Origin of the sequence: Neisseria cinerea (assembly GCF_900475315.1) — a bacterium.
Taxonomy (GTDB): Bacteria; Pseudomonadota; Gammaproteobacteria; order Burkholderiales; family Neisseriaceae; genus Neisseria; species Neisseria cinerea.
Window position 1 is genome coordinate 862320 of sequence record NZ_LS483369.1, and the last position, 22412, is coordinate 884731.

Annotated in this window: 25 protein-coding genes; 11 read left to right on the forward strand and 14 right to left on the reverse strand. The window is 50.3% G+C overall.

What is annotated here, in order from left to right:
* Positions 1-107: 107 nt before the first annotated feature.
* The 9 genes from DQM57_RS04515 to metF all read right to left on the reverse strand — a co-directional run bounded on the left by DQM57_RS04515 (position 108) and on the right by metF (position 9896).
* The gene (locus tag DQM57_RS04515; RefSeq protein ID WP_107960359.1) at positions 108-356 is read right to left on the reverse strand and encodes an FAD assembly factor SdhE; all 249 of its coding nucleotides are present in this window, start codon (positions 354-356) and stop codon (positions 108-110) included.
* Between the two features lie 3 nt (positions 357-359).
* Entirely contained in the window at positions 360-1067 is a 708-nt protein-coding gene (locus tag DQM57_RS04520) for a succinate dehydrogenase iron-sulfur subunit (RefSeq protein ID WP_002241462.1), read from the reverse strand.
* Positions 1068-1185: 118 nt separating this feature from the next.
* Complete coding sequence (gene sdhA / locus DQM57_RS04525) at positions 1186-2949, reverse strand: succinate dehydrogenase flavoprotein subunit (protein ID WP_107996690.1); 1764 nt, start codon at positions 2947-2949, stop codon at positions 1186-1188.
* Between the two features lie 2 nt (positions 2950-2951).
* Positions 2952-3293: a succinate dehydrogenase, hydrophobic membrane anchor protein gene (gene sdhD / locus DQM57_RS04530; RefSeq protein ID WP_111727095.1), complete on the reverse strand. Its 342-nt coding sequence runs from the start codon at positions 3291-3293 to the stop codon at positions 2952-2954.
* Positions 3287-3664 carry a succinate dehydrogenase, cytochrome b556 subunit gene (gene sdhC / locus DQM57_RS04535; RefSeq protein WP_003675077.1) on the reverse strand — a complete coding sequence of 126 codons (378 nt, stop codon included), beginning with the start codon at positions 3662-3664 and terminating at the stop codon, positions 3287-3289. The genes sdhD and sdhC overlap by 7 nt, the downstream gene beginning before the upstream one ends.
* A 277-nt stretch (positions 3665-3941) precedes the next feature.
* On the reverse strand, positions 3942-5345 hold the full coding sequence (locus DQM57_RS04540) for a dihydrolipoyl dehydrogenase (RefSeq protein WP_111727097.1): 1404 nt from the start codon (positions 5343-5345) through the stop codon (positions 3942-3944).
* 245 nt (positions 5346-5590) lie between these two features.
* The gene (locus tag DQM57_RS04545; protein ID WP_107859909.1) at positions 5591-6328 is read right to left on the reverse strand and encodes a redoxin family protein; all 738 of its coding nucleotides are present in this window, start codon (positions 6326-6328) and stop codon (positions 5591-5593) included.
* A gap of 278 nt (positions 6329-6606) precedes the next feature.
* On the reverse strand, positions 6607-8883 hold the full coding sequence (metE, locus tag DQM57_RS04550) for a 5-methyltetrahydropteroyltriglutamate--homocysteine S-methyltransferase (protein ID WP_111727099.1): 2277 nt from the start codon (positions 8881-8883) through the stop codon (positions 6607-6609).
* 134 nt (positions 8884-9017) lie between these two features.
* Positions 9018-9896 carry a methylenetetrahydrofolate reductase gene (metF, locus tag DQM57_RS04555; RefSeq protein ID WP_111727101.1) on the reverse strand — a complete coding sequence of 293 codons (879 nt, stop codon included), beginning with the start codon at positions 9894-9896 and terminating at the stop codon, positions 9018-9020.
* Positions 9897-10095: 199 nt separating this feature from the next.
* Between metF and DQM57_RS04560 the strand changes: the two genes are divergently transcribed.
* Both DQM57_RS04560 and ykgO read left to right on the forward strand, forming a co-directional pair.
* Complete coding sequence (locus DQM57_RS04560) at positions 10096-10371, forward strand: type B 50S ribosomal protein L31 (protein ID WP_019271952.1); 276 nt, start codon at positions 10096-10098, stop codon at positions 10369-10371.
* A complete protein-coding gene (gene ykgO / locus DQM57_RS04565; protein ID WP_002222621.1) occupies positions 10371-10496 on the forward strand; it encodes a type B 50S ribosomal protein L36 in 126 nt (41 codons plus the stop codon). Before DQM57_RS04560 ends, ykgO begins: the two co-directional genes overlap by 1 nt.
* Before the next feature lie 105 nt (positions 10497-10601).
* On the opposite strand, the gene DQM57_RS09635 is transcribed toward ykgO, so the two are convergent.
* On the reverse strand, positions 10602-10802 hold the full coding sequence (locus DQM57_RS09635; protein WP_003675061.1) for a protein MIGRI: 201 nt from the start codon (positions 10800-10802) through the stop codon (positions 10602-10604).
* A gap of 157 nt (positions 10803-10959) precedes the next feature.
* On the opposite strand from DQM57_RS09635, the gene metX reads away from it, so the two are divergent.
* The 3 genes from metX (at position 10960) to DQM57_RS04585 (ending at position 13633) form a co-directional block, all read left to right on the forward strand.
* Positions 10960-12099 carry a homoserine O-succinyltransferase MetX gene (metX, locus tag DQM57_RS04575; protein ID WP_111727103.1) on the forward strand — a complete coding sequence of 380 codons (1140 nt, stop codon included), beginning with the start codon at positions 10960-10962 and terminating at the stop codon, positions 12097-12099.
* Positions 12096-12677 (forward strand): methionine biosynthesis protein MetW, encoded by a 582-nt coding sequence (metW, locus tag DQM57_RS04580; protein WP_111727104.1) that lies wholly within the window; start codon positions 12096-12098, stop codon positions 12675-12677. The genes metX and metW overlap by 4 nt, the downstream gene beginning before the upstream one ends.
* A 119-nt stretch (positions 12678-12796) precedes the next feature.
* Entirely contained in the window at positions 12797-13633 is an 837-nt protein-coding gene (locus DQM57_RS04585; protein ID WP_111727106.1) for an NMB0938 family lipoprotein, read from the forward strand.
* Between the two features lie 164 nt (positions 13634-13797).
* Here DQM57_RS04585 and efp read toward each other — a convergent pair whose 3' ends face one another.
* From efp to DQM57_RS04600, 3 genes are read right to left on the reverse strand one after another with little or no spacing between them, the layout of a single operon-like run.
* Entirely contained in the window at positions 13798-14358 is a 561-nt protein-coding gene (gene efp, locus DQM57_RS04590; RefSeq protein WP_002219406.1) for an elongation factor P, read from the reverse strand.
* 41 nt (positions 14359-14399) lie between these two features.
* A complete protein-coding gene (earP, locus tag DQM57_RS04595) occupies positions 14400-15551 on the reverse strand; it encodes an elongation factor P maturation arginine rhamnosyltransferase EarP (RefSeq protein WP_111727108.1) in 1152 nt (383 codons plus the stop codon).
* A gap of 48 nt (positions 15552-15599) precedes the next feature.
* Entirely contained in the window at positions 15600-15878 is a 279-nt protein-coding gene (locus tag DQM57_RS04600) for a hypothetical protein (protein WP_111727110.1), read from the reverse strand.
* 126 nt (positions 15879-16004) lie between these two features.
* On the opposite strand from DQM57_RS04600, the gene DQM57_RS04605 reads away from it, so the two are divergent.
* The 5 genes from DQM57_RS04605 to rlmB all read left to right on the forward strand — a co-directional run bounded on the left by DQM57_RS04605 (position 16005) and on the right by rlmB (position 19699).
* On the forward strand, positions 16005-16673 hold the full coding sequence (locus DQM57_RS04605; protein WP_111727112.1) for a carbonic anhydrase: 669 nt from the start codon (positions 16005-16007) through the stop codon (positions 16671-16673).
* A 50-nt stretch (positions 16674-16723) separates the two neighbouring features.
* Positions 16724-17665, forward strand: a complete 942-nt coding sequence (miaA, locus tag DQM57_RS04610; RefSeq protein ID WP_111727113.1) for a tRNA (adenosine(37)-N6)-dimethylallyltransferase MiaA — start codon at positions 16724-16726, stop codon at positions 17663-17665.
* Positions 17666-17668: 3 nt separating this feature from the next.
* A complete protein-coding gene (tadA, locus tag DQM57_RS04615) occupies positions 17669-18388 on the forward strand; it encodes a tRNA adenosine(34) deaminase TadA (RefSeq protein WP_111727115.1) in 720 nt (239 codons plus the stop codon).
* Between the two features lie 4 nt (positions 18389-18392).
* Positions 18393-18881 carry a DUF456 domain-containing protein gene (locus DQM57_RS04620; protein WP_002258171.1) on the forward strand — a complete coding sequence of 163 codons (489 nt, stop codon included), beginning with the start codon at positions 18393-18395 and terminating at the stop codon, positions 18879-18881.
* Positions 18882-18946: 65 nt separating this feature from the next.
* Positions 18947-19699: a 23S rRNA (guanosine(2251)-2'-O)-methyltransferase RlmB gene (gene rlmB, locus DQM57_RS04625; protein WP_003675027.1), complete on the forward strand. Its 753-nt coding sequence runs from the start codon at positions 18947-18949 to the stop codon at positions 19697-19699.
* Between the two features lie 61 nt (positions 19700-19760).
* Here rlmB and DQM57_RS04630 read toward each other — a convergent pair whose 3' ends face one another.
* A complete protein-coding gene (locus tag DQM57_RS04630; protein ID WP_111727117.1) occupies positions 19761-21152 on the reverse strand; it encodes a nucleobase:cation symporter-2 family protein in 1392 nt (463 codons plus the stop codon).
* Between the two features lie 377 nt (positions 21153-21529).
* Here DQM57_RS04630 and dapA point away from each other — a divergent pair, with 377 nt between their 5' ends.
* Positions 21530-22405, forward strand: coding sequence for a 4-hydroxy-tetrahydrodipicolinate synthase (gene dapA / locus DQM57_RS04635; RefSeq protein ID WP_111727119.1), 876 nt, complete (start codon positions 21530-21532; stop codon positions 22403-22405).
* Positions 22406-22412: the final 7 nt, after the last annotated feature.

Consider the following 22412-nt stretch of genomic DNA (forward strand, 5'->3'; position numbering starts at 1 on the left):
TAAGTTGGGGCTCTCGTTGCCGCATAAGCGGCACGGTCTTTTTTCAGACGGCCTCCGTATGGAAAGGGCTTGTTCGGATCGGTATCGCAAACAAGCCCTATAATACATTATGCCTGTCTGATTTTTTCAAGCATGGGAATCAGGTGCTTCCTGTCCGTTGCCGAATGCCCGTTAATCAAGGCAAGTAATTCTTGATCTTGAAATTCAAGGATTTCGCAAAATTCAGACAACTCCTGATCACTCAAGTGCTCAAATTCTTTTTCCATAAACCTGCCAAAAATCAAATCTAATTCCAACAATCCCCGGCGGGTTTGAAAACGGATTTTCCGTTTGGCAATATCGTCAAAAACCATCATTTCTTAAACTGCTCGTTTCAACATAATCTCTTTAATCTTACCGATGGCTCGAGTCGGATTCAAGTGTTTAGGACATACGTCTACGCAGTTCATAATGGTATGGCAACGGAACAGGCGGTATGGGTCGTTCAGATTATCCAAACGCTCATTAGTGATGGTATCACGGCTATCCGCAATGAAACGGTAAGCATTCAGCAAACCGGACGGACCAACGAATTTATCAGGATTCCACCAGAATGACGGGCAGGCAGTCGAACAGCAGGCGCACAAAATACATTCGTACAAACCATCCAACTCTTTACGCTCTTCCTGAGTTTGCAGACGCTCTTTATCGGCATCAATCGGGTTATCGTTGACAACATAAGGTTTGATGGAGTGATACTGTTTGAAGAATTGGGTCATATCCACAATTAGGTCGCGGATAACAGGCAGACCTGGCAGAGGACGGATTTTAACCGGCTGTTTCAAGCCGCGCAGATCGGTCAAACACGCCAAGCCGTTTTTGCCATTGATGTTCATACCGTCAGAACCGCAAATACCTTCGCGACAAGAACGGCGGAAAGACAATGTATCATCTTGCGCTTTCAGGCGCACCAAAGCATCCAAAAGTTTAACGTCGGTCGGTTCCAATTCCAACTCGTAACGTTGCATATAAGGTTTGGCATCAACGTCCGGATTGTAACGGTAAATTTCAAAACTCATTTTTTCCATGAGAAGTGTTCCTTTCTCATAAACTGTCCAATAATTTTGTATTATGGATTCAGACAGTTCAATGTGGGTATAGTCAGGTTTCAGACGGCCTCTAAGATAAAGGCCGTCTGAAAACACATCAATAAACGCGTTTGGCCGGTTTGATATATTCCACGCTCAAAGGCTTGGTATGTACCGGTTTATAAGACAAGGTATTGGTGTCCGAATGATACAGGGTATGTTTCATCCAGTTTTCGTCATCGCGCTCAGGATGGTCATCCGAAGCATGCGCGCCGCGCGATTCTTTACGCGCTTCAGCGGACACCAAAGTCGCTTTCGCTACTTCAATCAGATTATCCAATTCCAAAGCTTCGATACGCGCGGTATTCCACACTTTGCTCTTATCTTTGATTTCAGTACGTTTTACACGCTCGGCAATCGCCATAACCTGTTTCACACCCTCTGCTAAAATCGCATCGGTACGGAACACGCCGGCGTGCAGTTGTACGGAGCGTTGCAGTTCGCGACGCAATGCATCAACGTTTTCGCCGCCGGTTTGATTGTCCAAACGCTCAATACGTTGGCGGGTCAATTCACCGGCATTAGCAGGCAGAGGTTTCCAGTCGCTTTGCTCTTTGATGAATTTAATCATACTGTCGCCGGCAGCTTTACCGAATACCACCAAGTCCAACAGGGAGTTAGTACCCAAGCGGTTTGCACCGTGTACGGAAGCACATGCACACTCACCTGCCGCATACAGACCTTTTACAGGCACTTCGTAATCTTCACCCTGCGGAACAACAACTTCGCCATGGTAGTTGGTCGGAATACCGCCCATCATGTAGTGGGTAGTCGGCACAACAGGAATAGGGTCTTTGATCGGGTCGATACCGGCAAACTGAATGGAAATCTCGCGGATGCCCGGCAGTTTTTCCATAATTTTTTCTGCGCCGATATGATCAATTTTCAGCAATACGTGGTCTTTGTTTTTACCACAGCCGCGGCCTTCGTAGATTTCCATTGCCATTGCACGGGAAACCACATCACGGGAAGCCAAGTCTTTTACAGTCGGAGCGTAACGTTCCATAAAGCGTTCGCCGTCGGCATTCAACAGAATACCACCCTCACCGCGCACACCCTCGGTAATCAATACACCGGCACCGGCTACACCGGTCGGGTGGAATTGCCAGAATTCCATGTCTTCCAACGGAATACCTGCACGGGCACAAATACCCAAACCGTCGCCGGTATTCATATAGGCATTGGTAGAAGACGCATAAATACGGCCGCCACCACCGGTAGCGAACATTACGGCTTTAGCATGAAAAATATAAACTTCGCCGGTTTCCATTTCCATAGCGGTTACACCGACTACGTCGCCGTTTTCATCACGAATCAAATCTTGCGCCGTCCATTCCACAAAGAATTGCGTATTGGCACGGACGTTTTGTTGGTACAAAGTATGCAACATCGCATGACCGGTACGGTCGGCAACCGCACATGCACGCTCTACCGCACGTTTACCGTGTTCGGCAGTATGACCGCCGAAAGGACGCTGATAAATTTTGCCGCTTTCCACGCGGTCAAAAGGCATACCCATGTGTTCCAACTCAATTACGGCTTCAGGAGCGGCGCGACACATAAACTCAATCGCATCTTGGTCGCCCAACCAGTCGGAACCTTTCACGGTATCGTACATGTGCCAATCCCAACGGTCTTCCTGCACATTACCCAATGAAGCAGAAATACCGCCTTGAGCCGCTACAGTATGAGAACGGGTTGGGAATACTTTAGACAAAACGGCACAATTCAGGCCGGATTTAGACAACTGGAGGGCTGCGCGTAAACCTGCACCACCACCGCCAACAATCACGGCATCAAACTTGCGAACAGGAAAACTCATATTTACCCCCAGATTACTTTAACTGAATATACCAAGCAGCCGACCAACCAAACGATAGTAGCAACTTGTAAAAACAAACGCACGCCGAAAGGCTTAATGTAGTCCATCCACAAATCGCGGATACCTACCCATGCATGCAGGAATACGGCCAAAAAGCTCACTTGGGTAAACACTTTCACCCAAGTTTGATTGAAAAACGCCTGCCATGCCGAATATTCTTTAGGCAATGTGAACAGAACAACCACTAGAACTACGGTGTATATCAACATGATGACCGCAGTTGCACGCTGCATTGCCCAATCGCGCAAACCGTAATGCGCGCCTGTCAATTTACGTTCTACCATAATAAAGCTCCCAAAACGACAGTCAAAACCAATGCAGAAGCAAATACGGCTTTAGCGGTATTACGTGCAGTATTCAGCTCCAAGCCTTTATGCGCATCCAAAAACAGAAAACGGATACCGGCAAAGAAATGGTGCAAATACGCCCACAGCACACCGAGTAAGATTAATTTGACCAAGGGATGGGAAATAATGGAACGGTAAGTCTCAAATGCGGATTCTTGGCTTAAGGTACCTGACAGGAAATAAAGTAGGAAGGGCAGCATGATAAACAACCCGACGCCACTGATACGGTGAAGAATGGAAACTATCCCGGGTATCGGCAGACGGATTTTCGGTAAATCCAGATAAACAGGACGTGATTTGACAGACATAGTCAATTCCTCTGTAGTTATGATATCAACTCAAAAACCGTAAACCCAGTGCTACACTGGGTTACATAAACGTTAATTTACCTGTTTTATCTCATTTTGAACAGCGTATTTTAAAAACAAACTAATAAATTTTAACAAACACACATGAAAACAGTAAATTAAAGAACAAATTTCTAATTTGCACTATTTGCTTTATCAGGGACATCAACATCAAATTCAATTACTGGGAAATAAAATGCCGTCTGAGAAATTTCAGACGGCATCCTTCATGTACCAATCAAATTTTTAATTTAGCGTCGGCATCACGCAACGCAGTACGCAGACCTTCCTCGATAACAGGATGGTAGAACGGCATATCCAGCATTTGCGGAACGGTCATCTTCATTTGATGCGCCCATGCCAACAGGTGCGCCAAATGTTCGGCGGCAGGACCTACGATTTCCGCACCAATAAAGCGACCGGTTGCTTTTTCGGCATACAGGCGCATATGGCCTTTGTTTACCAGCATCACGCGGCTGCGGCCTTGGTTTTTAAACGATACTTCGCCGATGACAAATTCGTCGTGTTGATATTGCGCGGTAACCTGCGCGTATTTCAAACCGACAAAGCCGATTTGCGGACTGGTGAACACCACGCCGATGGTGCTGCGGCGCAAACCTCCGCCGATATTCGGGTAACGGCCTGCATTGTCGCCAGCAATCTTGCCTTGGTCAGCAGCTTCGTGCAGCAGGGGCAGTTGATTGGACGCATCGCCTGCGATAAAGATATGCGGAATGCTGGTTTGCATGGTCAACGGATCGGCAACTGGTACGCCGCGCGCGTCTTTGTCGATATTGATGTTTTCCAAACCGATATTGTCAACGTTCGGACGGCGGCCTACGGCTGCCAGCATATATTCAGCAACAAATACGCCTTTTTCACCGTCTTGCTCCCAATGAACTTCTACATTGCCATCTGCATCGAGCTTGACCTCGGTTTTAGCATCCAGATGCAGTTTCAATTCTTCGCCGAACACGGCTTTCGCCTCACCTGAAACGACGGGGTCGGAAATGCCGCCGATGATGCCGCCCAAGCCGAAAATCTCGACTTTCACACCCAAACGGTGCAATGCCTGACCCAGTTCCAAACCGATAACGCCCGGTCCGAACACGGCAACGCTCTTAGGCAGCGTATCCCATGAAAAAACGTCGTCGTTGATAATCAAACGGTCGCCCAAAGACTGCCACTGCGGCAGGATAACGGGACGCGAGCCGGTAGCAATCACGAAACTTTTTGCCGTAATTTGGGTATGGTTGTCGATTTGGACGGTATGCTCGTCGATAAATTTAGCCGAACCCATGATGCGTTTGTCAGCAGGCCATTCTTCCACATCGGCAACGACAAAGCCGACAAAACGGTCGCGCTCGGATTTAACGCGCTGCATCACTTCTCCGCCATTGACGATGATGCTGTCTTTGTCCAAATGCACGCCGAACGGGTCGGTATGCAATGCGTGATGACGCGCCTCTGCGGCGGCAATCAAGAGTTTGGAAGGCATACAGCCCACGCGCGCGCAGGTTGTGCCGAACACATTGTTTTCAATCAGGTAAACATTATCCGAATGTAAGCGGGCATTGCGAAACGCACCCATGCCGGCAGTACCGCCGCCGATTACGACTACATCTGCTTGAATTTTTTTCATATCCTGTCCTTCCAATTTTGCCTGAAACGCCAATGGCACAAGGCATATCAGCTTCAAATACGTTTAAATTTTCTAAATTAATAGCGTAAACCAGGCAAACAAAGGATAATTCCTTTTAAATACAATAATATTCAAATCCACCTGTAAATATAGAGTTATCCGGAACAGTAGTGTAGGACCGCCCGAATAACTCTATTCAGCATATCAGACAGTTTTAATCGAACTGCCTTAGCGTAAAACAGCTATTAGTTTTTAGCCAAGTAAGCTTCCAAATCTTCGCTGCCGCCGATGTATTTACCGCCAATGAAGACTTGAGGAGCAGTCATCTTGCCGGTAATGGCGCGTACGGAAGTAACGGTTGCATCTTTGCCCAATACGATTTCTTCGTATGACAAACCTTTGTCTTGTAAAGCTTGTTTGGCTTTAGCACAGAATTGGCAACCTGGTTTGGTGAAAATTGCCACAGACTCTTGAGCTTTCCAGTCAGGAGCAATGTATTTCAACATAGTGTCAGCGTCAGACACTTTGAAAGGATCGCCTGGTTCTTCAGGTTCGATAAACATTTTTTCAACCACACCGTCGTTAACCAGCATGGAGTAACGCCAAGAACGTTTACCGAAGCCCAAGTCTTCTTTGCCGACCAGCATGCCCATGCCTTCGGTGAATTCGCCGTTGCCATCAGGAATCATGTAGATGTTGTCAGATTCTTCTTCGGCAGCCCAAGCGTTCATCACGAAAGTATCGTTTACAGATACGCAGTAGATTGCGTCAACGCCGTTTTCTTTAAACGCGCCGAACAATTCATTGTAACGTGGTAAATGGGAAGAAGAGCAAGTCGGAGTAAATGCACCGGGCAGAGAGAATACGACTACTTTTTTGCCTTTGAACAAATCGTCAGTAGACACATCTTTCCAAGTGTCGCCTACGCGAGTGCGGAATACTACGGAAGGTACTTTTTGACCGGTACGATCTTGCAAAGCCATTTTGAGCTCCTTAATAGATAGGTTTAAGAAATGATTGTGAATTGATTTGGGCATTCTACCCCGAATAAGTCGATTTGTATAATTTATAGTTCAAATAATATTAATTATTCAAAACTATTAATTACCAACCTCGACCACCTATTTACAGTATATAAAGCCATGCCTAAAAAAAACAAGTCTTATTTGAGAAAAATTCTTAGAAACTCCCCTACGCTCATTTGAAAACAGAAATGCCGTCTGAAAAGTATTCAGACGGCATCCGATCACGTTATCCCTGCTTATTTAGCCAGTTCGGCACGCAGTTTGTGGGTTACGTTCATCATCACTTGGAGTTGTTCCAGAGTTTCTTTCCAACCGCGTGTTTTCAGACCGCAGTCTGGGTTCACCCACAGGCGTTCAACTGGCACAACCTCGATGGCTTTGTGCAACAGGTGCTCAACTTCAGCTTCAGTCGGTACGCGTGGGCTGTGGATGTCGTAAACGCCCGGGCCGATGTCGTTCGGGTATTTGAACTCGCCGAACGCAGTCAAGAGCTCCATGTCGGAACGTGAAGTTTCGATGGTGATGACGTCAGCATCCATAGCGGCGATGGCAGGCAAGATGTCGTTGAACTCAGAGTAGCACATATGAGTATGGATTTGAGTGCTGTCTTCACAACCGGTAGAGGACAGGCGGAAAGATTCGCCGGCCCAGTTCAGGTAGGCATCCCAATCGGCACGTTTCAAAGGCAGACCTTCGCGGATGGCAGGTTCATCAATTTGGATGACTTTAATGCCGGCTTTTTCCAGATCCAATACTTCATCGTTCAGGGCCAGTGCGATTTGTTTGCACACGGTAGAGCGAGGAATATCGTTGCGGACAAAAGACCATTGCAGAATGGTTACAGGGCCGGTCAACATACCTTTCATCGGGCGTTTGGTCAGGCTTTGTGCGTAAGTAGACCAAGCCACGGTCATAGCTTCAGGACGGCTTACGTCACCAAAGATGATAGGTGGTTTAACGCAGCGTGAGCCGTAGCTTTGTACCCAGCCGTATTGGGTGAATGCAAAACCGCTCAACAGTTCGCCGAAGTATTCGACCATGTCGTTACGCTCGGCTTCGCCGTGTACCAGTACGTCCAAGTCCAGTTTTTCTTGCTCTTCAACCACCAAAGCGATTTCTTTTTTCATCGCAGCTTCGTAATCGGCGGCAGACAGTTCGCCTTTTTTGAAGGCTGCGCGTGCTTGGCGGATTTCGGTAGTTTGCGGGAAAGAACCGATGTTGGTAGTAGGCAGCAGAGGCAGGTTTAACCATGCTTGTTGCGCTTTGATACGGTCAGCAAATGGAGATTTGCGTTGGTCTGCGTTGGCAGGCAAATCGGCCAGGCGTTTGGCAACGTCTGCACGGTGGATTTCGCTGCTGTTGGCACGGGAGTCGGCGGCAGCTTGGCTGGCGGCCAGTTCTTCGGCAACAGAATCACGGCCTTCGTTCAATGCGGCTTTCAGAACGCGCAATTCTTGGGTTTTTTGCAGGGTGAATGCCAACCAAGAGTACAGGTCAGGTTTGTTGGCTTTCAGTTTTTCTTCAACTGATAAGTCAAATGGAGTGTGCAGCAGAGAGCAAGAGCTGGAAATCCACAAACGGTCGCCCAGTTTGGCTTGCAGAGGCTCGACAGTTTCCAAAACTTTGTTCAGGTTGGCGCGCCAAATGTTGCGGCCGTCGATAACGCCGGCAGACAGAACTTTATCGTAGTCGGCAAATGCGTCCAGTTGCTCAGGAGCGCGTACCAAGTCGATGTGCAAGCCATCAACAGGCAGGGATTTCAGCAAAGCAGCGTGTTCAGCAACAGAACCGAAGTAAGTGCTCAACAGGATTTTGGCACTTACTTTACTCAAAGTAGCGTAAACGTCTTTGTACGCTTCTACCCATTCTTTAGGCAGGTCGACAGTCAAAGCAGGCTCGTCGATTTGAATCCACTCGGCACCGGCTTCAACCAAAGCAGTCAGGATTTCAACGTAAACAGGCAACAGTTTAGGCAACAGGCTCAGACGGTCGAATTCAACAGCGCCTTTTTCTTTACCAACCCACAGGAAAGTCAACGGACCCACAACGGTCGGTTTGGCTTTCAGTCCCAAAGCTTGGGCTTCTTGCAGCTGTTGAACGTAGTGTTTGGCGTTGGCTTTGAATTCGGTATCAGCGTGGAATTCAGGCACCAAGTAGTGGTAGTTGGTGTCGAACCATTTGGTCATTTCGATAGCGAATTGATCTTTGTTACCACGGGCCAGTTGGAAGAATTGTTCCAAAGACAGGTTTTGGCTGTCGAAGCCGAAGCGGGCAGGGATGGCACCGGTAGCAACTTGCAGGTCGAGGATGTGGTCGTAGAAAGTAAAATCACCTGCGGCAACGTAATCAGCGTTGGCAGCAGCTTGGTGTTTCCAGTTTTTCTCGCGCAAGTCTTTAGCAACAGCCAGCAATTCTTGCTCGCTGATTTCTTTGCGCCAGTATTTTTCTTGGGCGAATTTCAATTCGCGGAAGGCGCCGACACGCGGGAAGCCTGAGAAATGTAATGTTGTCATGTTGAACTCTCCAGTTGGATTTTGTAAGGACCGGTTCAATCCGAATCGGCCGGTATTGTAAATCAGAATGGCTTGGATGGGGCGGCGTTTTGCTTTTTAGACACCTCGGATGCCGTCTGAAGCCGTTTTCAGCTTTAAGGGCGCACGCCTAAAATATGGCAGATGGCGTAAGTCAGCTCGCTGCGGTTGAGCGTGTAGAAGTGGAAATCTTTCACGCCTTCGCGAGACAGGACTTTGACCATATCGATGGCGATACTTGCCGCAACCAGATTGCGCGTACCTTGGTCATCGTCCAAACCTTCATACATTTGCGACAGCCAGCTTGGGATTTTGACATTGGTCACTTGCGCCATTTTGCCCAGTTGTTTGAAATTGGTAACGGGCAGGATGCCGGGGACGATTTCCACATCGATGCCCAACATCACGCAGCGGTCGCGGAAGCGCAGGTAGCGTTCCACATCAAAGAAAAATTGGGTGATGACGTGGTTTGCGCCCGCATCGATTTTGCGTTTCAGATTAATCAGGTCGGCTTGTGCGGATTTCGCTTCGGGATGTACTTCGGGGTATGCTGCTACGGAGATGTCGAAGTCGGCGACAGAGCGTAATAGCTTAACCAAGTCTTCGGCGTAAAACGGTTTTTTCTCATAACCGGCCGGCTCGTCTCCGCGCAGGGCGACAACCCGGCGGATGCCGCTGTCCCAATAATCTTTGGCAATTTGGCGCAATTCGTCGGGAGAAGCGTCGATACCGGTCAGGTGCGGGGCTGCTTCCAAGCCGGTCTCTTGCTTAATGCGTTTGACAATGCCGTGTGTGCGGTCGCGTTCGCCGGAGTTGGCACCGTAGGTTACGGATACGAACTTGGGATGCAGGGTTTGCAGACGGTGGATGGAGTCCCACAGCATGGTTTCCATTTGCTCGTTTTTCGGCGGAAAAAATTCAAACGAAACGTTGATGTCACCTTTCAAATCGGAAAGGCTGTTATTTAACGCATTGATTTCTTTTGCGTAATTCATGGCCGCGTACCTTTTATTATCTTTTATATGATATTTCAGGCAACATAATAAAGTTGCGCCAAACATGAGTCAATTTTAAAATTTTCAGATTTATCATGAAAATTTCTAATATATTACAAAAATAGTTAAATTTCCTTGTACAGCCCTTCTAAACTATGCTAGAGTTTGTTATGTTATAACACTACAAGCAAGGCAATATATGAAACCGAATATTCATCCTGACAATTATCGAACCGTTCTTTTTTTCGACAGCAGCGCCAATGAAGGCTGGCTGATTCGTTCTTGCGCCGAAACACACGGAAAAACGATGGTTTGGACAGACGGCAAAGAATATCCGCTCTTTTCCTTAGATACTTCCTCTTCCTCACATCCCGTCTATACCGGCAAACAGCGTAACGTCAATACCGAAGGTCGTGCCAGCAAATTCAACCAACGTTTCCAATCCGTAATGTCATCGTTTAGAAAGGACAAATAATGCAGGTTCTGTCTTCACTCAAAACCGCCAAACAACGCCACCGCGACTGTCAGATTGTCAGACGTAAAGGCAAAGTTTACGTCATCTGCAAAAGCAATCCGCGTTTTAAAGCACGCCAACGCTAACCCCCTACCCTTCCTGCTTCGGTTGTAAAACCGCTCCTACCGCAAGCCCTTTTCAAATATGCCGTCTGAAACATGAAAATAGCGTTTCAGACGGCATGTTTTCCGTCAATACGAATCCGGAATGTGTTTAAAATACAGCATGACCAAATACCAAAACAGCGTTGCGGCGGCTGCGCCAAGCAGTACCCATGCGCTGATTTTGGCGACATCACGCAGGGCGCGTTTTTGCTTGCGGCTGAAGAGGCGGTTGATGATCAGCGCTGCAAGTGCGAAAAAGAAAAAAATACGGAAAAGTCTGCCTATCATATCGGGAAGCGGTGGAGGTCGTCTGAAAAAGTATAGTTCGGGCACTGCGGCATGGGGACGGATGTTTGAGCGCGTCAGGCTGCTTGTCCGACCGTGTCAAAAAGTCATGCAGTTTGCTATATAATAACGCTTTTCGCCGCATTTGTTGGAACAGGATATGAGTCAAAATGCCTCGGTGGGCATTGTAACGCCCCAAAAAATTCCGTTTGAGATGCCGCTGGTTTTGGAAAACGGTAAAACTTTGCCGCGTTTCGATCTGATGATTGAAACCTACGGCGAGCTGAATACCGAAAAAAACAATGCGGTTTTAATCTGCCATGCGCTGTCGGGCAACCATCATGTTGCGGGCAAACATTCGGCAGAGGATAAATATACGGGCTGGTGGGACAATATGGTCGGACCCGGCAAACCGATTGATACGGAACGCTTTTTCGTGGTCGGCTTGAACAATCTGGGCGGCTGCGACGGCAGCAGCGGGCCTTTGTCGATCAATCCTGAAACGGGCAAGGAATACGGCGCGGATTTTCCGGTGGTTACGGTGAAGGACTGGGTAAAATCCCAAGCCGCACTTGCCGATTATCTCGGCATCAAACAATGGGCGGCGATTGTCGGCGGCAGTTTGGGCGGTATGCAGGCTTTGCAGTGGACGATTTCCTATCCCGAGCGCGTGCGCCATGCTTTGGTGATTGCGTCTGCGCCGAAGCTGTCCACGCAAAATATCGCGTTCAACGATGTGGCGCGTCAGGCGATTTTGACCGACCCCGATTTCAACGAGGGACATTACCGCAGCCGCAATACCGTTCCCGCACGGGGCTTACGGATTGCCCGCATGATGGGGCACATCACTTATCTTGCCGAAGACGGTTTGGGTAAAAAATTCGGACGCGATTTGCGTTCAAACGGTTATCAATACGGCTTTGGCGTTGAATTTGAAGTGGAATCCTATCTGCGCTATCAGGGCGACAAATTCGTCGGACGGTTCGACGCCAACACCTACCTGCTCATGACCAAGGCTTTGGACTATTTCGATCCGGCGGCGGATTTCGGCGATAGCCTGACCCGCGCCCTGCAAAATGTGAAAGCGAAATTCTTTGTCGCCAGCTTCAGCACTGACTGGCGTTTCTCGCCCACACGTTCCAAAGAGCTGGTTAAAGCGTTGATTGCCGCGCACAAGCCGGTGCAATATATCGAAGTCAAATCCAACCACGGTCATGATGCCTTTTTGATGGAAGACGAAGCCTATATGCGCGCCGTAGCGGCTTATATGAACAATGTTGACAAGGATTGCCGATCATGAACTTGCGCGACGATTTGCAGTTGATTTACGACTGGATTCCCGAAGGCAGCCGTGTCTTGGACTTGGGCTGCGGCGACGGCGAATTGCTGGCGGCTTTGGTGGAACACAAAAAAAGCAGCGGCTACGGTATCGAAATCAATACCGACAGCGTCATCGCCGCCATGTCGCGCGGCGTGAACGTCATCCAAGCCGATTTGGAGCAGGGTTTGGCAGAATTTGGCGACCAGACGTTTGACGTTATCGTTTTGAGCCAAACCATCCAAGCCATGCAGAATACTGAAAAAATCCTGCGCTGCCTCATGCGCGTGGCGAAACAGGCGATTGTCAGCTTCCCGAATTTCGGTTACTGGCGCAACCGCTTCCAAATCGCCATCGGCGGGCATATGCCGGTTTCCGAACGCATGCCCTACCATTGGTACGACACGCCGAATATCCATTGGTGTACGCTCAAAGACTTTGATTTATTGTGCGCCAAAAATAAAATCCGCGTCCTCGAGCGCGCGGTCATGACGGGCAACAAACAGGTCAAACATTTCCCCAACCTTTTGGGCAGCTTGGCGTTTTACCGCGTCGGCTAAGATAGATTGAGAACCTTGTTGGTAATAACGAGGTTCTTCAGTTGTACAAACAAGAGGTCGTCTGAAAATGAAATGGCAGATTTTCAGACGGCCTCTTTAATACTACTGGAAACAATAGAATGAAAAACAAAACGCCATCATTTTTCTTATTGGTTGCGGCAATCATGCTGACCGCGTGTTCTCCGAGCAAAGACGATAAAACCAAAGAAGTCGGTGCATCCGCTACTTCGTCCTCCGCGTCATCAGCTTCTTCCCAAACCGATTTGCAACCGACCGCATCCGACCCTGATAACGTCAAGCAGGCAGAAAGCACGCCTCCTTCAAATTGCACCGGCCTGCATCAGATTAGCGGCATTGATGATTTTGTCCGTCAGGTTGCCGAGAATATCGATTCCAGTTGTTTGTTTGAACGCAGCCCTAAAGAACTGGCGGCGATTTGGGGCATCCCCGGCGGAGATGATCCCCTGAAGCAGGCAATTTTCCCCGATATGGATACGGATGATCCTCAAAACGCCGATAAATTAATGGAGGCAATCGATCAGATGGCAAAAGGAGGACAGGGCTATAATCAGCAGGCGGTAGAATCGGCGATACAAAAAATGGAAGCACTCAGGCAGCGGGATACACTGGTTTTATCAACAGGCAAGGGAACAATCCAAGGCACGGACCAGCCGCCCAGGACAACGCGCCATTTCGGCATAGAAGCAACGCCGGCATATCTTGAGAAACACGGCGGCGGTTTTAGCGGCAATTTCCAAAACATCAGCCAACTGCCCGGATACTTGAGGATTCGTGGGAAAATTTCGGAGGATCAACGGGCATTCCGCCTGTTCAACCGCGACCGTGACCCTGATAAGCCTTATCTGGAAATGACGTTTGACGAAAACGGGAAAATCACGCAGATTACCGTATATGAAAATGTTGCCAATCCGATAAGCGGCATTCATTTGATGTAACACCCTAAAGCCCGTACACCGCGTCTGCCCGATGGCGGACGGTACGGGTTTCTTTCAATCCTGTACGACTTTGTCTTGTTCTGAAAACAACCCGGGATAGAGACGGTCGTTGATGTAAAAATGCCGTCTGAAAACCTTTCAGACGGCATTTTTCAAGTAGGATATCAGGCGCGTTTGCGGAATTCACCGGTACGGGTATCGATTTCGACTTTGTCGCCGTTTTCGATGTAAGACATCACTTGGATTTCAGTGCCGCCGACCAAACGCGCAGTTTTCATCACTTTGCCGGAAGTATCGCCTTTAACGGCAGGCTCGGTGTACTCAACTTCACGTACAATGATGGTAGGCAGTTCTACGGAGATAGGGTTGCCTTCGTAGAAGGTTACTTCGCATTGGTCTTCCATGCCGTCAACGATGAATTTCAACGCGTCGCCGATGTTGTCGGCTTCGATTTCGTATTGGTTGAATTCTTCGTCCATGAAGACGTACATAGGATCGGCAAAGTAGCTGTAAGTACAGTTTTTGCGGGACAAGATAACGACGTCGAATTTGTCGTCGGCTTTGTAAATGGTTTCGGAAGCCGCGCCGGTCAGCAGGTTTTTCAGTTTCATGCTGACTTTGGCGGAAGAGCGGCCGCCTTTGATGTATTCGGTTTTTTGAACGACCATAGGATCGTTGCCGACCATGAATACGTTGCCGGCGCGCAGTTCTTGTGCTGTTTTCATTGTGATTTCCAATCAAATCGGTTGTAAATAAACGCGCTATTTTAGCGTATTTTTTTATGCTTTGAAATAAAGGCGGCGAGTTTTTCAGGTGCGGACGGCTGCTCGAAAAGACAACGGCTCCACTCCTCCGCGCCTTGCCGCCAGTCATTTTGATGTTGTTGCAGGGTTTGCCAACATTCGAGGCGTTGGGTTGCGGATAAAGCCTCTCCGCCGTTGAGGTCGTCTGAAAGGCGACGGTGTGCCGATGCGGTTTCGGGCGAGTAAAATCCATGCGCCTTATCCCAAAAGGCGTGGAGCTTGTCGAGATGGACATTCTCGTCTTGCGGGTAGATGTGCCAAAAGAAGGGTTTGCCCGCAAGCTGGGCGCGCACGAAACTGTCTTCGCCGCGGATGACTGTGCAATCGGCGAGGTACAGCAGTTTGTCGAAATCCTGTTGCGGCACGAAAGGGATTTTGACGAGGCGGACTGATGCCGTCTGAAAAACATCGCCGTCGTTTTGCAGGGCATTTTGCGGAATAACGCCGCTTTGTTTGAGACTGTCGATGATTTGCGTACCCGCCAGCAACAGTGTCAACGCGCTGCCTGCCTGTTGCCACATGTCCAGCCACTTCGCCCAAACATCGCTCCGGTAGCCGAAAAGCAGCCATTCGGGCGCGTTTTTTTCGGGAAGCATCAGCCGCTGACGCAGGGCTTCGCTATCGAAACGGACGGCATCTTGGTAATCGCGTTCGCGTATCAACCCGCCGCTTTTTTCGCTGAAACCCATAAACCAAAAATATTTTTGAACACCCTCCTGCGGCGAAGGCATCAGGTGCAACCTCTCGTTGCTTTCTTCCGCGCTCAAATATTCCCAATTCAGCCAAAGCGGTTTGTGTTGGCGGATAATGTTCAACACATTTTCAGGCAGATCGCAGGCGAAAGTTTCGATGACGACATCGGGAACGGGCGCATTATTAATATCCGCCGCTTCGGCATACCAAGTGCGAACATGAATATCATGATGAACGCAGGGGACATCGGGCAAATCAGGGCAAAGCGCACGCAAGGCGGATACATCGTCCGTCCACAAATGCACCTGCCAACCGAGTTCGTGATGTAAAACACGGGCAAGCCGCAGGGAAACGCCGATGTCGCCGAAATTGTCGATGACGTTGCAAAAAATCCAACAAACAGGAAAAGCGTATGCATTCATAAAAGACTTGAGGCCGTCTGAAATCCGTTTCAGACGGCCTTTTCAAAACTAAAACGCGCCGAAATAGTGGAACAAATACACAATCAGCAAAATGATCGGAATAAACAGCAACATAGTTTGACGTTTCAAATCAAACTCTTGCTTCAAATGATGCTTGATGGTTTCAAAGAGGATAAATTTAAACAGAAACGTTGCTTCGCAGGCAAGAATGATGCCGTTGATTAAGTGTTGCGCCGCGTCGTCGGGCGGATTGGCGGCGAAAACGGCAAGCGTCGCCAAGGGTATCAGGCAGACGGCAAGCCAGCGGACAAGCAGGTTTCGGAACATCACAAGGCTTCCAAACAAAAAAAGCAAAACGCCATTATCGCCTCAAGAACGTACCTTGTCTAACAGCAGCATCGAGCATAGACTGTCGGCAATGCCGTCTGAAACGCGCATCAAAAGGAGAAATACATGAACAAAACCAAACAGGACATTTTTGAATACAACCGCCGCTGGGCAGAAGAACAGTTGCAGCACAACCCTCATTTTTTCGAGACGCTCTCCGCAAATCAAACGCCTGACTACCTCTACATCGGCTGTTCCGACAGCCGCGTTACTGCCGAAGAAATGATGGGCATGAAGCTGGGTGAGGTATTCGTCCACCGCAACATCGCCAATATGGTCAACCCTCTGGACATCAATGCTGCCAGCGTGGTCGGCTACGCGGTCGATCATTTGAAAGTCAAACACATCGTCGTCTGCGGACACTACAACTGCGGCGGCATCAAAGCCGCCATGCAACCCTGCGACTACGGCGCGTTGAACCCGTGGCTGCGCAACATCCGCGACGTGTACCGGCTGCACCGCGAAGAGCTGGACGCGATTGACGACGAAAACATACGCTACGACCGTTTGGTCGAACTGAACGTTCAAGAACAATGCATTAACATCATCAAAATGGCGGAAGTCCAAAAACGCTATCTGAACGAGCATTATCCTACCGTCCACGGCTGGGTATTCGATATCCGCTCCGGCAGGCTGAAAGACCTGGGTATAGATTTCGAACGAATTTTGAAAGACATACAAAAAATCTACGACCTCACCGACAGACAATGGGCGGTTCCGCAAACCAAAATATAACGTCGGCACGCTTTCCGCTATAATCCGCATTTTCGCAACCCTGAAACATCATGCCGATTCCCAAAGCCTTTGCCCTCTTGGGCCCGACCGCCGGAGGAAAAACCGCGCTCGCCCTCAAAATCGCCGAAACCCTGCCGGTCGAAATCATCAGCCTCGATTCCGCACTAGTCTATACCGGTATGGACATCGGCACGGCGAAACCGTCTCATGCCGAGCGTTCCTTTGTACCGCACCACCTTATCGACATCATCCCGCCTACCGAATCATACAGCGCCGCCCGCTTTGTCGAAGACTGCACGCGCTTGGTCGGGGAAATTTCCTCACGCGGCAGGTTTGCCCTTATTGTCGGCGGCACGATGATGTATTTCCGCGCCCTTACCCAAGGTTTGAACGATTTGCCCGAGGCCGATGCGTGCCTGCGTGCCGACTTGGACGAACAAAAACAGATGTACGGCTTGGATTTTCTCTACCGCACCCTGCAAAAAGTCGACCCTGAAACAGCATGCCGTCTGAAACCGAACGACAGCCAGCGTATCGGACGCGCTTTGGAAGTTTATTATTTAACCGGCAAACCGATGAGTACGCATCTCGGCAGCCCAACCTCCCATACACTCCCTTTTGATTTGTATACCGCCGCCCTGATTCCCGAAAACCGCGCCCGCCTGCATGAAAACATCGCCCTGCGTTTCCACCTGATGCTTGAACAGGGCTTTATCGGCGAAGTAGAAAACCTGCGCCGCCTCTATCCCAGCCTGACCGCCGACTCCCCTGCCATACGCTGCGTCGGCTACCGTCAGGCATGGGAATATCTGGACGGAAAAACCGATTTCCCGGCATTTGTCGAGAAAGGCATTGCCGCCACCCGCCAACTTGCCAAACGCCAACTGACTTGGCTGCGCAAAACACCTTTAGACTGCGTTGCCGACCCGTTTTCAGACGGCACTTCATGCACACGCCTGATTGAGGCGGCAAAACGGTTTTTCGGCGCATAAACCATGCTGACCACACCGCCGCTCGCCCCAAAAACCCTTGCAGCCCTCCACCGTCTGGGCATACGAACGCTTGCCGACCTGCGTCAGACCGGTGCGGTTCAAACCTTCTTGTTATTGAAGGCATCGGGTTTGACCCTCACGAAAAGTACGCTGTGGCAGCTTGAGTCGCTGCTGAACGGCACACTCCCGCAAGAAATCACGCAACACGACAAAACCCGCCTGCTTGCCGAGTTGAAAAACCATCCGCCCGTCGCCGCCTTTCCTCCCCAAGGCGAAATGGCGCATTTCATGGGTTTGGCATTGGAACAGGCGAAACTGTCCGCATTAATGGGCGAAATACCCGTCGGGGCAGTCATCGTTTCCGACGGCAAAATCATCGCATCGGCACACAACACCTGCATTGCCGACTGCAATGTCAGCCGACACGCCGAAATCAACGCCTTGGCACAGGCAGGCAGCGAAATGCAAAACTACCGCCTTGACGGATGCGATATCTACATCACCCTCGAACCCTGCGCCATGTGCGCGTCCGCACTGATACAGGCACGAATCAAGCGCGTGATATACGGTGCGGTAGAACCCAAAACTGGCGCAGCAGGCAGCATCGTCAACCTGTTTGCCGACAAACGCCTCAATACGCACACCGCCATACGGGGCGGAATCCTGCAAGAAGAATGCCGCTCCGTATTAAGCTGTTTTTTTCAGAACAAAAGAAAAGGTTGAACCTATGACTGCCTTGCTCGTCATCCTCGCCCTCGCCCTGATAGCCGTCGGTACGGCGGGCATCGTTTACCCCGCCCTCCCCGGATTGGCATTGATGTTTGCCGGAACATGGCTGCTTGCCTATGCCGGTGGATACCAAATCTACGGCGCAGGCATCCTGTGGCTGGTCGGACTCATCAGCCTTGCCGGCATACTGACGGACTATGTGGCAGGTATATGGGGAACAAAATATACTGGAGCGGGCAAGCTCGCCGTTCGCGGTGCATTGATTGGCAGCATCATCGGCATGTTTTTCTCCCTTCCCGGCCTTGTACTCGGCCCGCTAATCGGTGCGGCTGCAGGAGAGCTCATCAGCTGCCGCAACATGATACAGGCAGGTAAAGCGGGCTTGGGTACGCTGTTGGGGCTTGTCGTCGGAACGGCCTTCAAAATCGGCTGCGCCGTATCCATCTTGTTTATCCTGTTGGTGAAATACATCGCCTACCTGTTTTAACCCCTTCAGACGGCATCAGGATAAATTGCTATAATGCCGTCTGAAATTTCCGACAAAGCACCATCATGGCAAACCAAAGACCCATCTACGGCTTCCACGCCGTCAATGCCCGATTGTGGCAAAACCCCAAATCCATCGTCGAACTCTACATCCAAGAAGGCAAATCAGACGCACGCACGCGCGAAGTGTTGGAGAAGGCGGCAAACGAAAACATCCGCGTATATTTTGCCGATGCCGACCGCCTCAACGCCATCAGCAAAGGCGCGCGCCATCAAGGGGTGGTCGGATTTATCGATGCCTCCAAAAACCACGTCCACCTCGAAGACGTACTGGAAAACCTCAGCGAACCGCCGCTGTTGCTGATACTCGACGGCATCACCGATCCGCACAACCTCGGCGCATGCCTGCGTACCGCCGACGCAATGGGCGTACATGCCGTCATCGCACCGAAAGACAAAAGCGCGGGACTGAACGCCACCGTCAGCAAAGTCGCCTGCGGTGCCGCGGAAACCGTCCCCTACATCACCGTAACCAACCTCGCCCGCACCCTGCGCGAGCTGAAAGAATACGGCATCTGGATTATCGGCACCGACATGGGCGGCGACGCTGACCTTTACCATTGCGATCTGCCCGACAGCGCGGCATGGGTGATGGGCAACGAAGGCGACGGTATGCGCCGCCTGACACGCGAACATTGCGACATGCTGGTGTCCATACCCATGTTCGGCACGGTCGAAAGCATGAACGTCTCCGTGTCTGCTGGAATGGTATTAAGTGAAACACGCCGGCAACGCGTATTGAAAAACGAAAAAGCGTAAGCCTCAAAAACAATGCCGTCTGAAACAGGGATTCTGTTTCAGACGGCATTCATTTTCAAAATCAGTGTTCCAAGTTGTCGGTATCAAACTTGACCGCCGCCTCGGTTTTATCTTCGGGCAAGACCAAATTCAGCAAGACTGCCATAATGCCGCCGGCGGAAATAGAGTTTTGGAACAAGACGGGTAGGTTTTTAAACACTTCCGGCTCAAACGCGACACCCAAGCCCAAACCGACCGACGTTGCCGCAATTACCGCCTCGCGCCTGCGGATGCCATGGCTGACCAAAATCCGCACGCCCGCAATCGCAATCAAGCCGAACATCAAAACCATCGCGCCGCCCAACACCGGACTCGGAATCGTCGTAAACGCGCGACCGACAACGGGGAACAGACCCAACAGCACCAAAATCACGGCAATATATTTGCCCACATGACGCGAAGCCACGCCGGTCATCTGAATCACGCCGTTGTTTTGCGCAAACGTCGTCAGCGGCAGCGAACCCAAAGCCGTCGCAATCACCGACACCAAGCCGTCAGCCAACACGCCGCCGCGCAGGCGTTTGGTATATTCCTCGCCTTCAATCGGCTGGTCGGACACCATTGCCGTCGCGGTCAAATCGCCGACCGCCTCAAACACGCTCAACAGGAAAATCGCGCCCGCCACAATAAATGCGTGCCAGTCGAAAGCAAAACCGTATTTAAACGGTACGGGCAGCGTAACCAGCGGCAGGTTTTGCAGCGCGGAAAAATCCACCTTACCCAAAAACAGCGCGACAATGTAGCCGGCAATCAGCCCGACCGCAATGCCGCTCATGCGCAACAGCGGGTTTCTCATACAGTTGAATATCAACACAATCAGCAACACCAGCGACGCCAGCCCCAAGTTTTCCATCGAGCCGAACGTGCCGTCCGCCTTCGCGCCGAAGCCGCCGCCGAAATCGGTAATACCGACGTGTACCAAACTCAGACCAATCAGCATCACGACCACGCCGCTGACCGTCGGCGTAATCACTTTTTTCAAATACGGCAGAAGCCACGCCGAGAAACACACCAAAAACGCGCCGACAAACGATACGCCCAACAGCGTCGAAATCATCGCATCCTTAGTCAAACCGCCCTCTTTCATCCCCGCGCCGAGCGCAATCATGACGGTAACGAACGAAAAATTCACCGACTGGATAGACAGCATCCCCGAACCGACCGGCCCGAAGCGGTTGACCTGCAAATAAGTGCCGACACCCGACGCAACCATCGCCATCGACACGAGATACGCCGTCATCTCCACCGGCAATTCCAGCGCGCCGCCCACAATCAGCGCGGGCGTAATCATCGGCACAAAAATCGCCAAAAGATGGGTAACGGCACTCAAGAGCGCATTACCGAACGGCGGCCTGTCTTCCAAACCGTACACCAAATCAGGCGAATCCGCCTGTTTTTTCATTGTTTCAGCCATTGGAGTCTTTCTATCCGTTGTCAAACGTTAAAAAATTTTAAGAACGAAATTGTAACGAATCAAAGATTCCTTATCAATTCAAATCCTCATGTGCAAAAACACCACCGGTTGTCCGAATTCAAATTTCTTTGAATTTCCGCACCGGACAGTCCTTCATTTTCAGAGAGCCTTCATGCGCTTAACACATTTTAATCCTCAACGGCGCATCCACTGCTTAAACCAAATAATTTTATGATTATAAAAAATATTATTTATTAAGATATGATAGAACTTAAGCCTCAGAACCAACCGTGCGGCTGATATGTTTCACACAAACAACAAAGTAAGCTACAATCCGAAGCATAATCGACCTCACTCAATGAATAAAAGGTTTCCGTATGTTACAAGGTAGCTTGGTTGCCCTGATTACCCCGATGAATCAAGACGGCAGCATCCATTACGAACAACTCCGCGATTTGATCGACTGGCATATCGAAAACGGTACCGACGGCATCGTCGCCGTCGGCACGACAGGCGAATCCGCCACCCTCTCCGTCGAAGAACATTTAAGCGTAATCGAAGAAACGGTCAAACACGTCAACAAGCGCGTTCCCGTCATCGCAGGTACCGGCGCCAACAACACCCTCGAAGCCATCGCACTTTCGCAAGCCGCCGAAAAAGCCGGTGCAGACTACACCCTCTCCGTCGTCCCCTATTACAACAAGCCCTCCCAAGAAGGCATTTACCAACATTTCAAAACCATCGCCGAAGCCACTTCGATTCCGATGATTATCTACAACGTGCCCGGCCGTACCGTCGTCAGCATGACTAACGACACCATCCTGCGCCTTTCAGAAATCCCCAATATCGTGGGCGTTAAAGAAGCCAGCGGCAACATCGGCAGCAACATCGAACTCATCAACCGCGCCCCCGAAGGCTTCGCCGTCCTTTCCGGCGACGACCATACCGCCCTGCCGTTCATGCTGTGCGGCGGGCATGGCGTCGTTACCGTTGCAGCCAACGCCGCCCCGAAACTCTTTGCCGATATGTGCCGCGCCGCACTTCAAGGCGATATCGCCCTCGCACGCGAACTCAACGACCGGCTGATTCCGATTTACGACACCATGTTCTGCGAACCCAGCCCAGCCGCACCGAAATGGGCAGTATCCGCCCTGGGCAAATGCGAACCGCACGTCCGTTTGCCGCTCGTTCCGCTGACGGAAAACGGACAAGCAAAAGTCCGTGCCGCCCTGAAAGCCTCAGGACAACTTTAAATATAGC

Coding starts and splice junctions, on each gene's coding strand:
- DQM57_RS04515 (WP_107960359.1), bottom strand. CDS start 356: ATGATGGTTTTTGACGATATTGCCAAACGGAAAATCCGTTTTCAAACC.
- DQM57_RS04520 (WP_002241462.1), bottom strand. CDS start 1,067: ATGGAAAAAATGAGTTTTGAAATTTACCGTTACAATCCGGACGTTGAT.
- sdhA (WP_107996690.1), bottom strand. CDS start 2,949: ATGAGTTTTCCTGTTCGCAAGTTTGATGCCGTGATTGTTGGCGGTGGT.
- sdhD (WP_111727095.1), bottom strand. CDS start 3,293: ATGGTAGAACGTAAATTGACAGGCGCGCATTACGGTTTGCGCGATTGG.
- sdhC (WP_003675077.1), bottom strand. CDS start 3,664: ATGTCTGTCAAATCACGTCCTGTTTATCTGGATTTACCGAAAATCCGT.
- DQM57_RS04540 (WP_111727097.1), bottom strand. CDS start 5,345: ATGAAAAAAATTCAAGCAGATGTAGTCGTAATCGGCGGCGGTACTGCC.
- DQM57_RS04545 (WP_107859909.1), bottom strand. CDS start 6,328: ATGGCTTTGCAAGATCGTACCGGTCAAAAAGTACCTTCCGTAGTATTC.
- metE (WP_111727099.1), bottom strand. CDS start 8,883: ATGACAACATTACATTTCTCAGGCTTCCCGCGTGTCGGCGCCTTCCGC.
- metF (WP_111727101.1), bottom strand. CDS start 9,896: ATGAATTACGCAAAAGAAATCAATGCGTTAAATAACAGCCTTTCCGAT.
- DQM57_RS04560 (WP_019271952.1), top strand. CDS start 10,096: ATGAAACCGAATATTCATCCTGACAATTATCGAACCGTTCTTTTTTTC.
- ykgO (WP_002222621.1), top strand. CDS start 10,371: ATGCAGGTTCTGTCTTCACTCAAAACCGCCAAACAACGCCACCGCGAC.
- DQM57_RS09635 (WP_003675061.1), bottom strand. CDS start 10,802: ATGATAGGCAGACTTTTCCGTATTTTTTTCTTTTTCGCACTTGCAGCG.
- metX (WP_111727103.1), top strand. CDS start 10,960: ATGAGTCAAAATGCCTCGGTGGGCATTGTAACGCCCCAAAAAATTCCG.
- metW (WP_111727104.1), top strand. CDS start 12,096: ATGAACTTGCGCGACGATTTGCAGTTGATTTACGACTGGATTCCCGAA.
- DQM57_RS04585 (WP_111727106.1), top strand. CDS start 12,797: ATGAAAAACAAAACGCCATCATTTTTCTTATTGGTTGCGGCAATCATG.
- efp (WP_002219406.1), bottom strand. CDS start 14,358: ATGAAAACAGCACAAGAACTGCGCGCCGGCAACGTATTCATGGTCGGC.
- earP (WP_111727108.1), bottom strand. CDS start 15,551: ATGAATGCATACGCTTTTCCTGTTTGTTGGATTTTTTGCAACGTCATC.
- DQM57_RS04600 (WP_111727110.1), bottom strand. CDS start 15,878: ATGTTCCGAAACCTGCTTGTCCGCTGGCTTGCCGTCTGCCTGATACCC.
- DQM57_RS04605 (WP_111727112.1), top strand. CDS start 16,005: ATGAACAAAACCAAACAGGACATTTTTGAATACAACCGCCGCTGGGCA.
- miaA (WP_111727113.1), top strand. CDS start 16,724: ATGCCGATTCCCAAAGCCTTTGCCCTCTTGGGCCCGACCGCCGGAGGA.
- tadA (WP_111727115.1), top strand. CDS start 17,669: ATGCTGACCACACCGCCGCTCGCCCCAAAAACCCTTGCAGCCCTCCAC.
- DQM57_RS04620 (WP_002258171.1), top strand. CDS start 18,393: ATGACTGCCTTGCTCGTCATCCTCGCCCTCGCCCTGATAGCCGTCGGT.
- rlmB (WP_003675027.1), top strand. CDS start 18,947: ATGGCAAACCAAAGACCCATCTACGGCTTCCACGCCGTCAATGCCCGA.
- DQM57_RS04630 (WP_111727117.1), bottom strand. CDS start 21,152: ATGGCTGAAACAATGAAAAAACAGGCGGATTCGCCTGATTTGGTGTAC.
- dapA (WP_111727119.1), top strand. CDS start 21,530: ATGTTACAAGGTAGCTTGGTTGCCCTGATTACCCCGATGAATCAAGAC.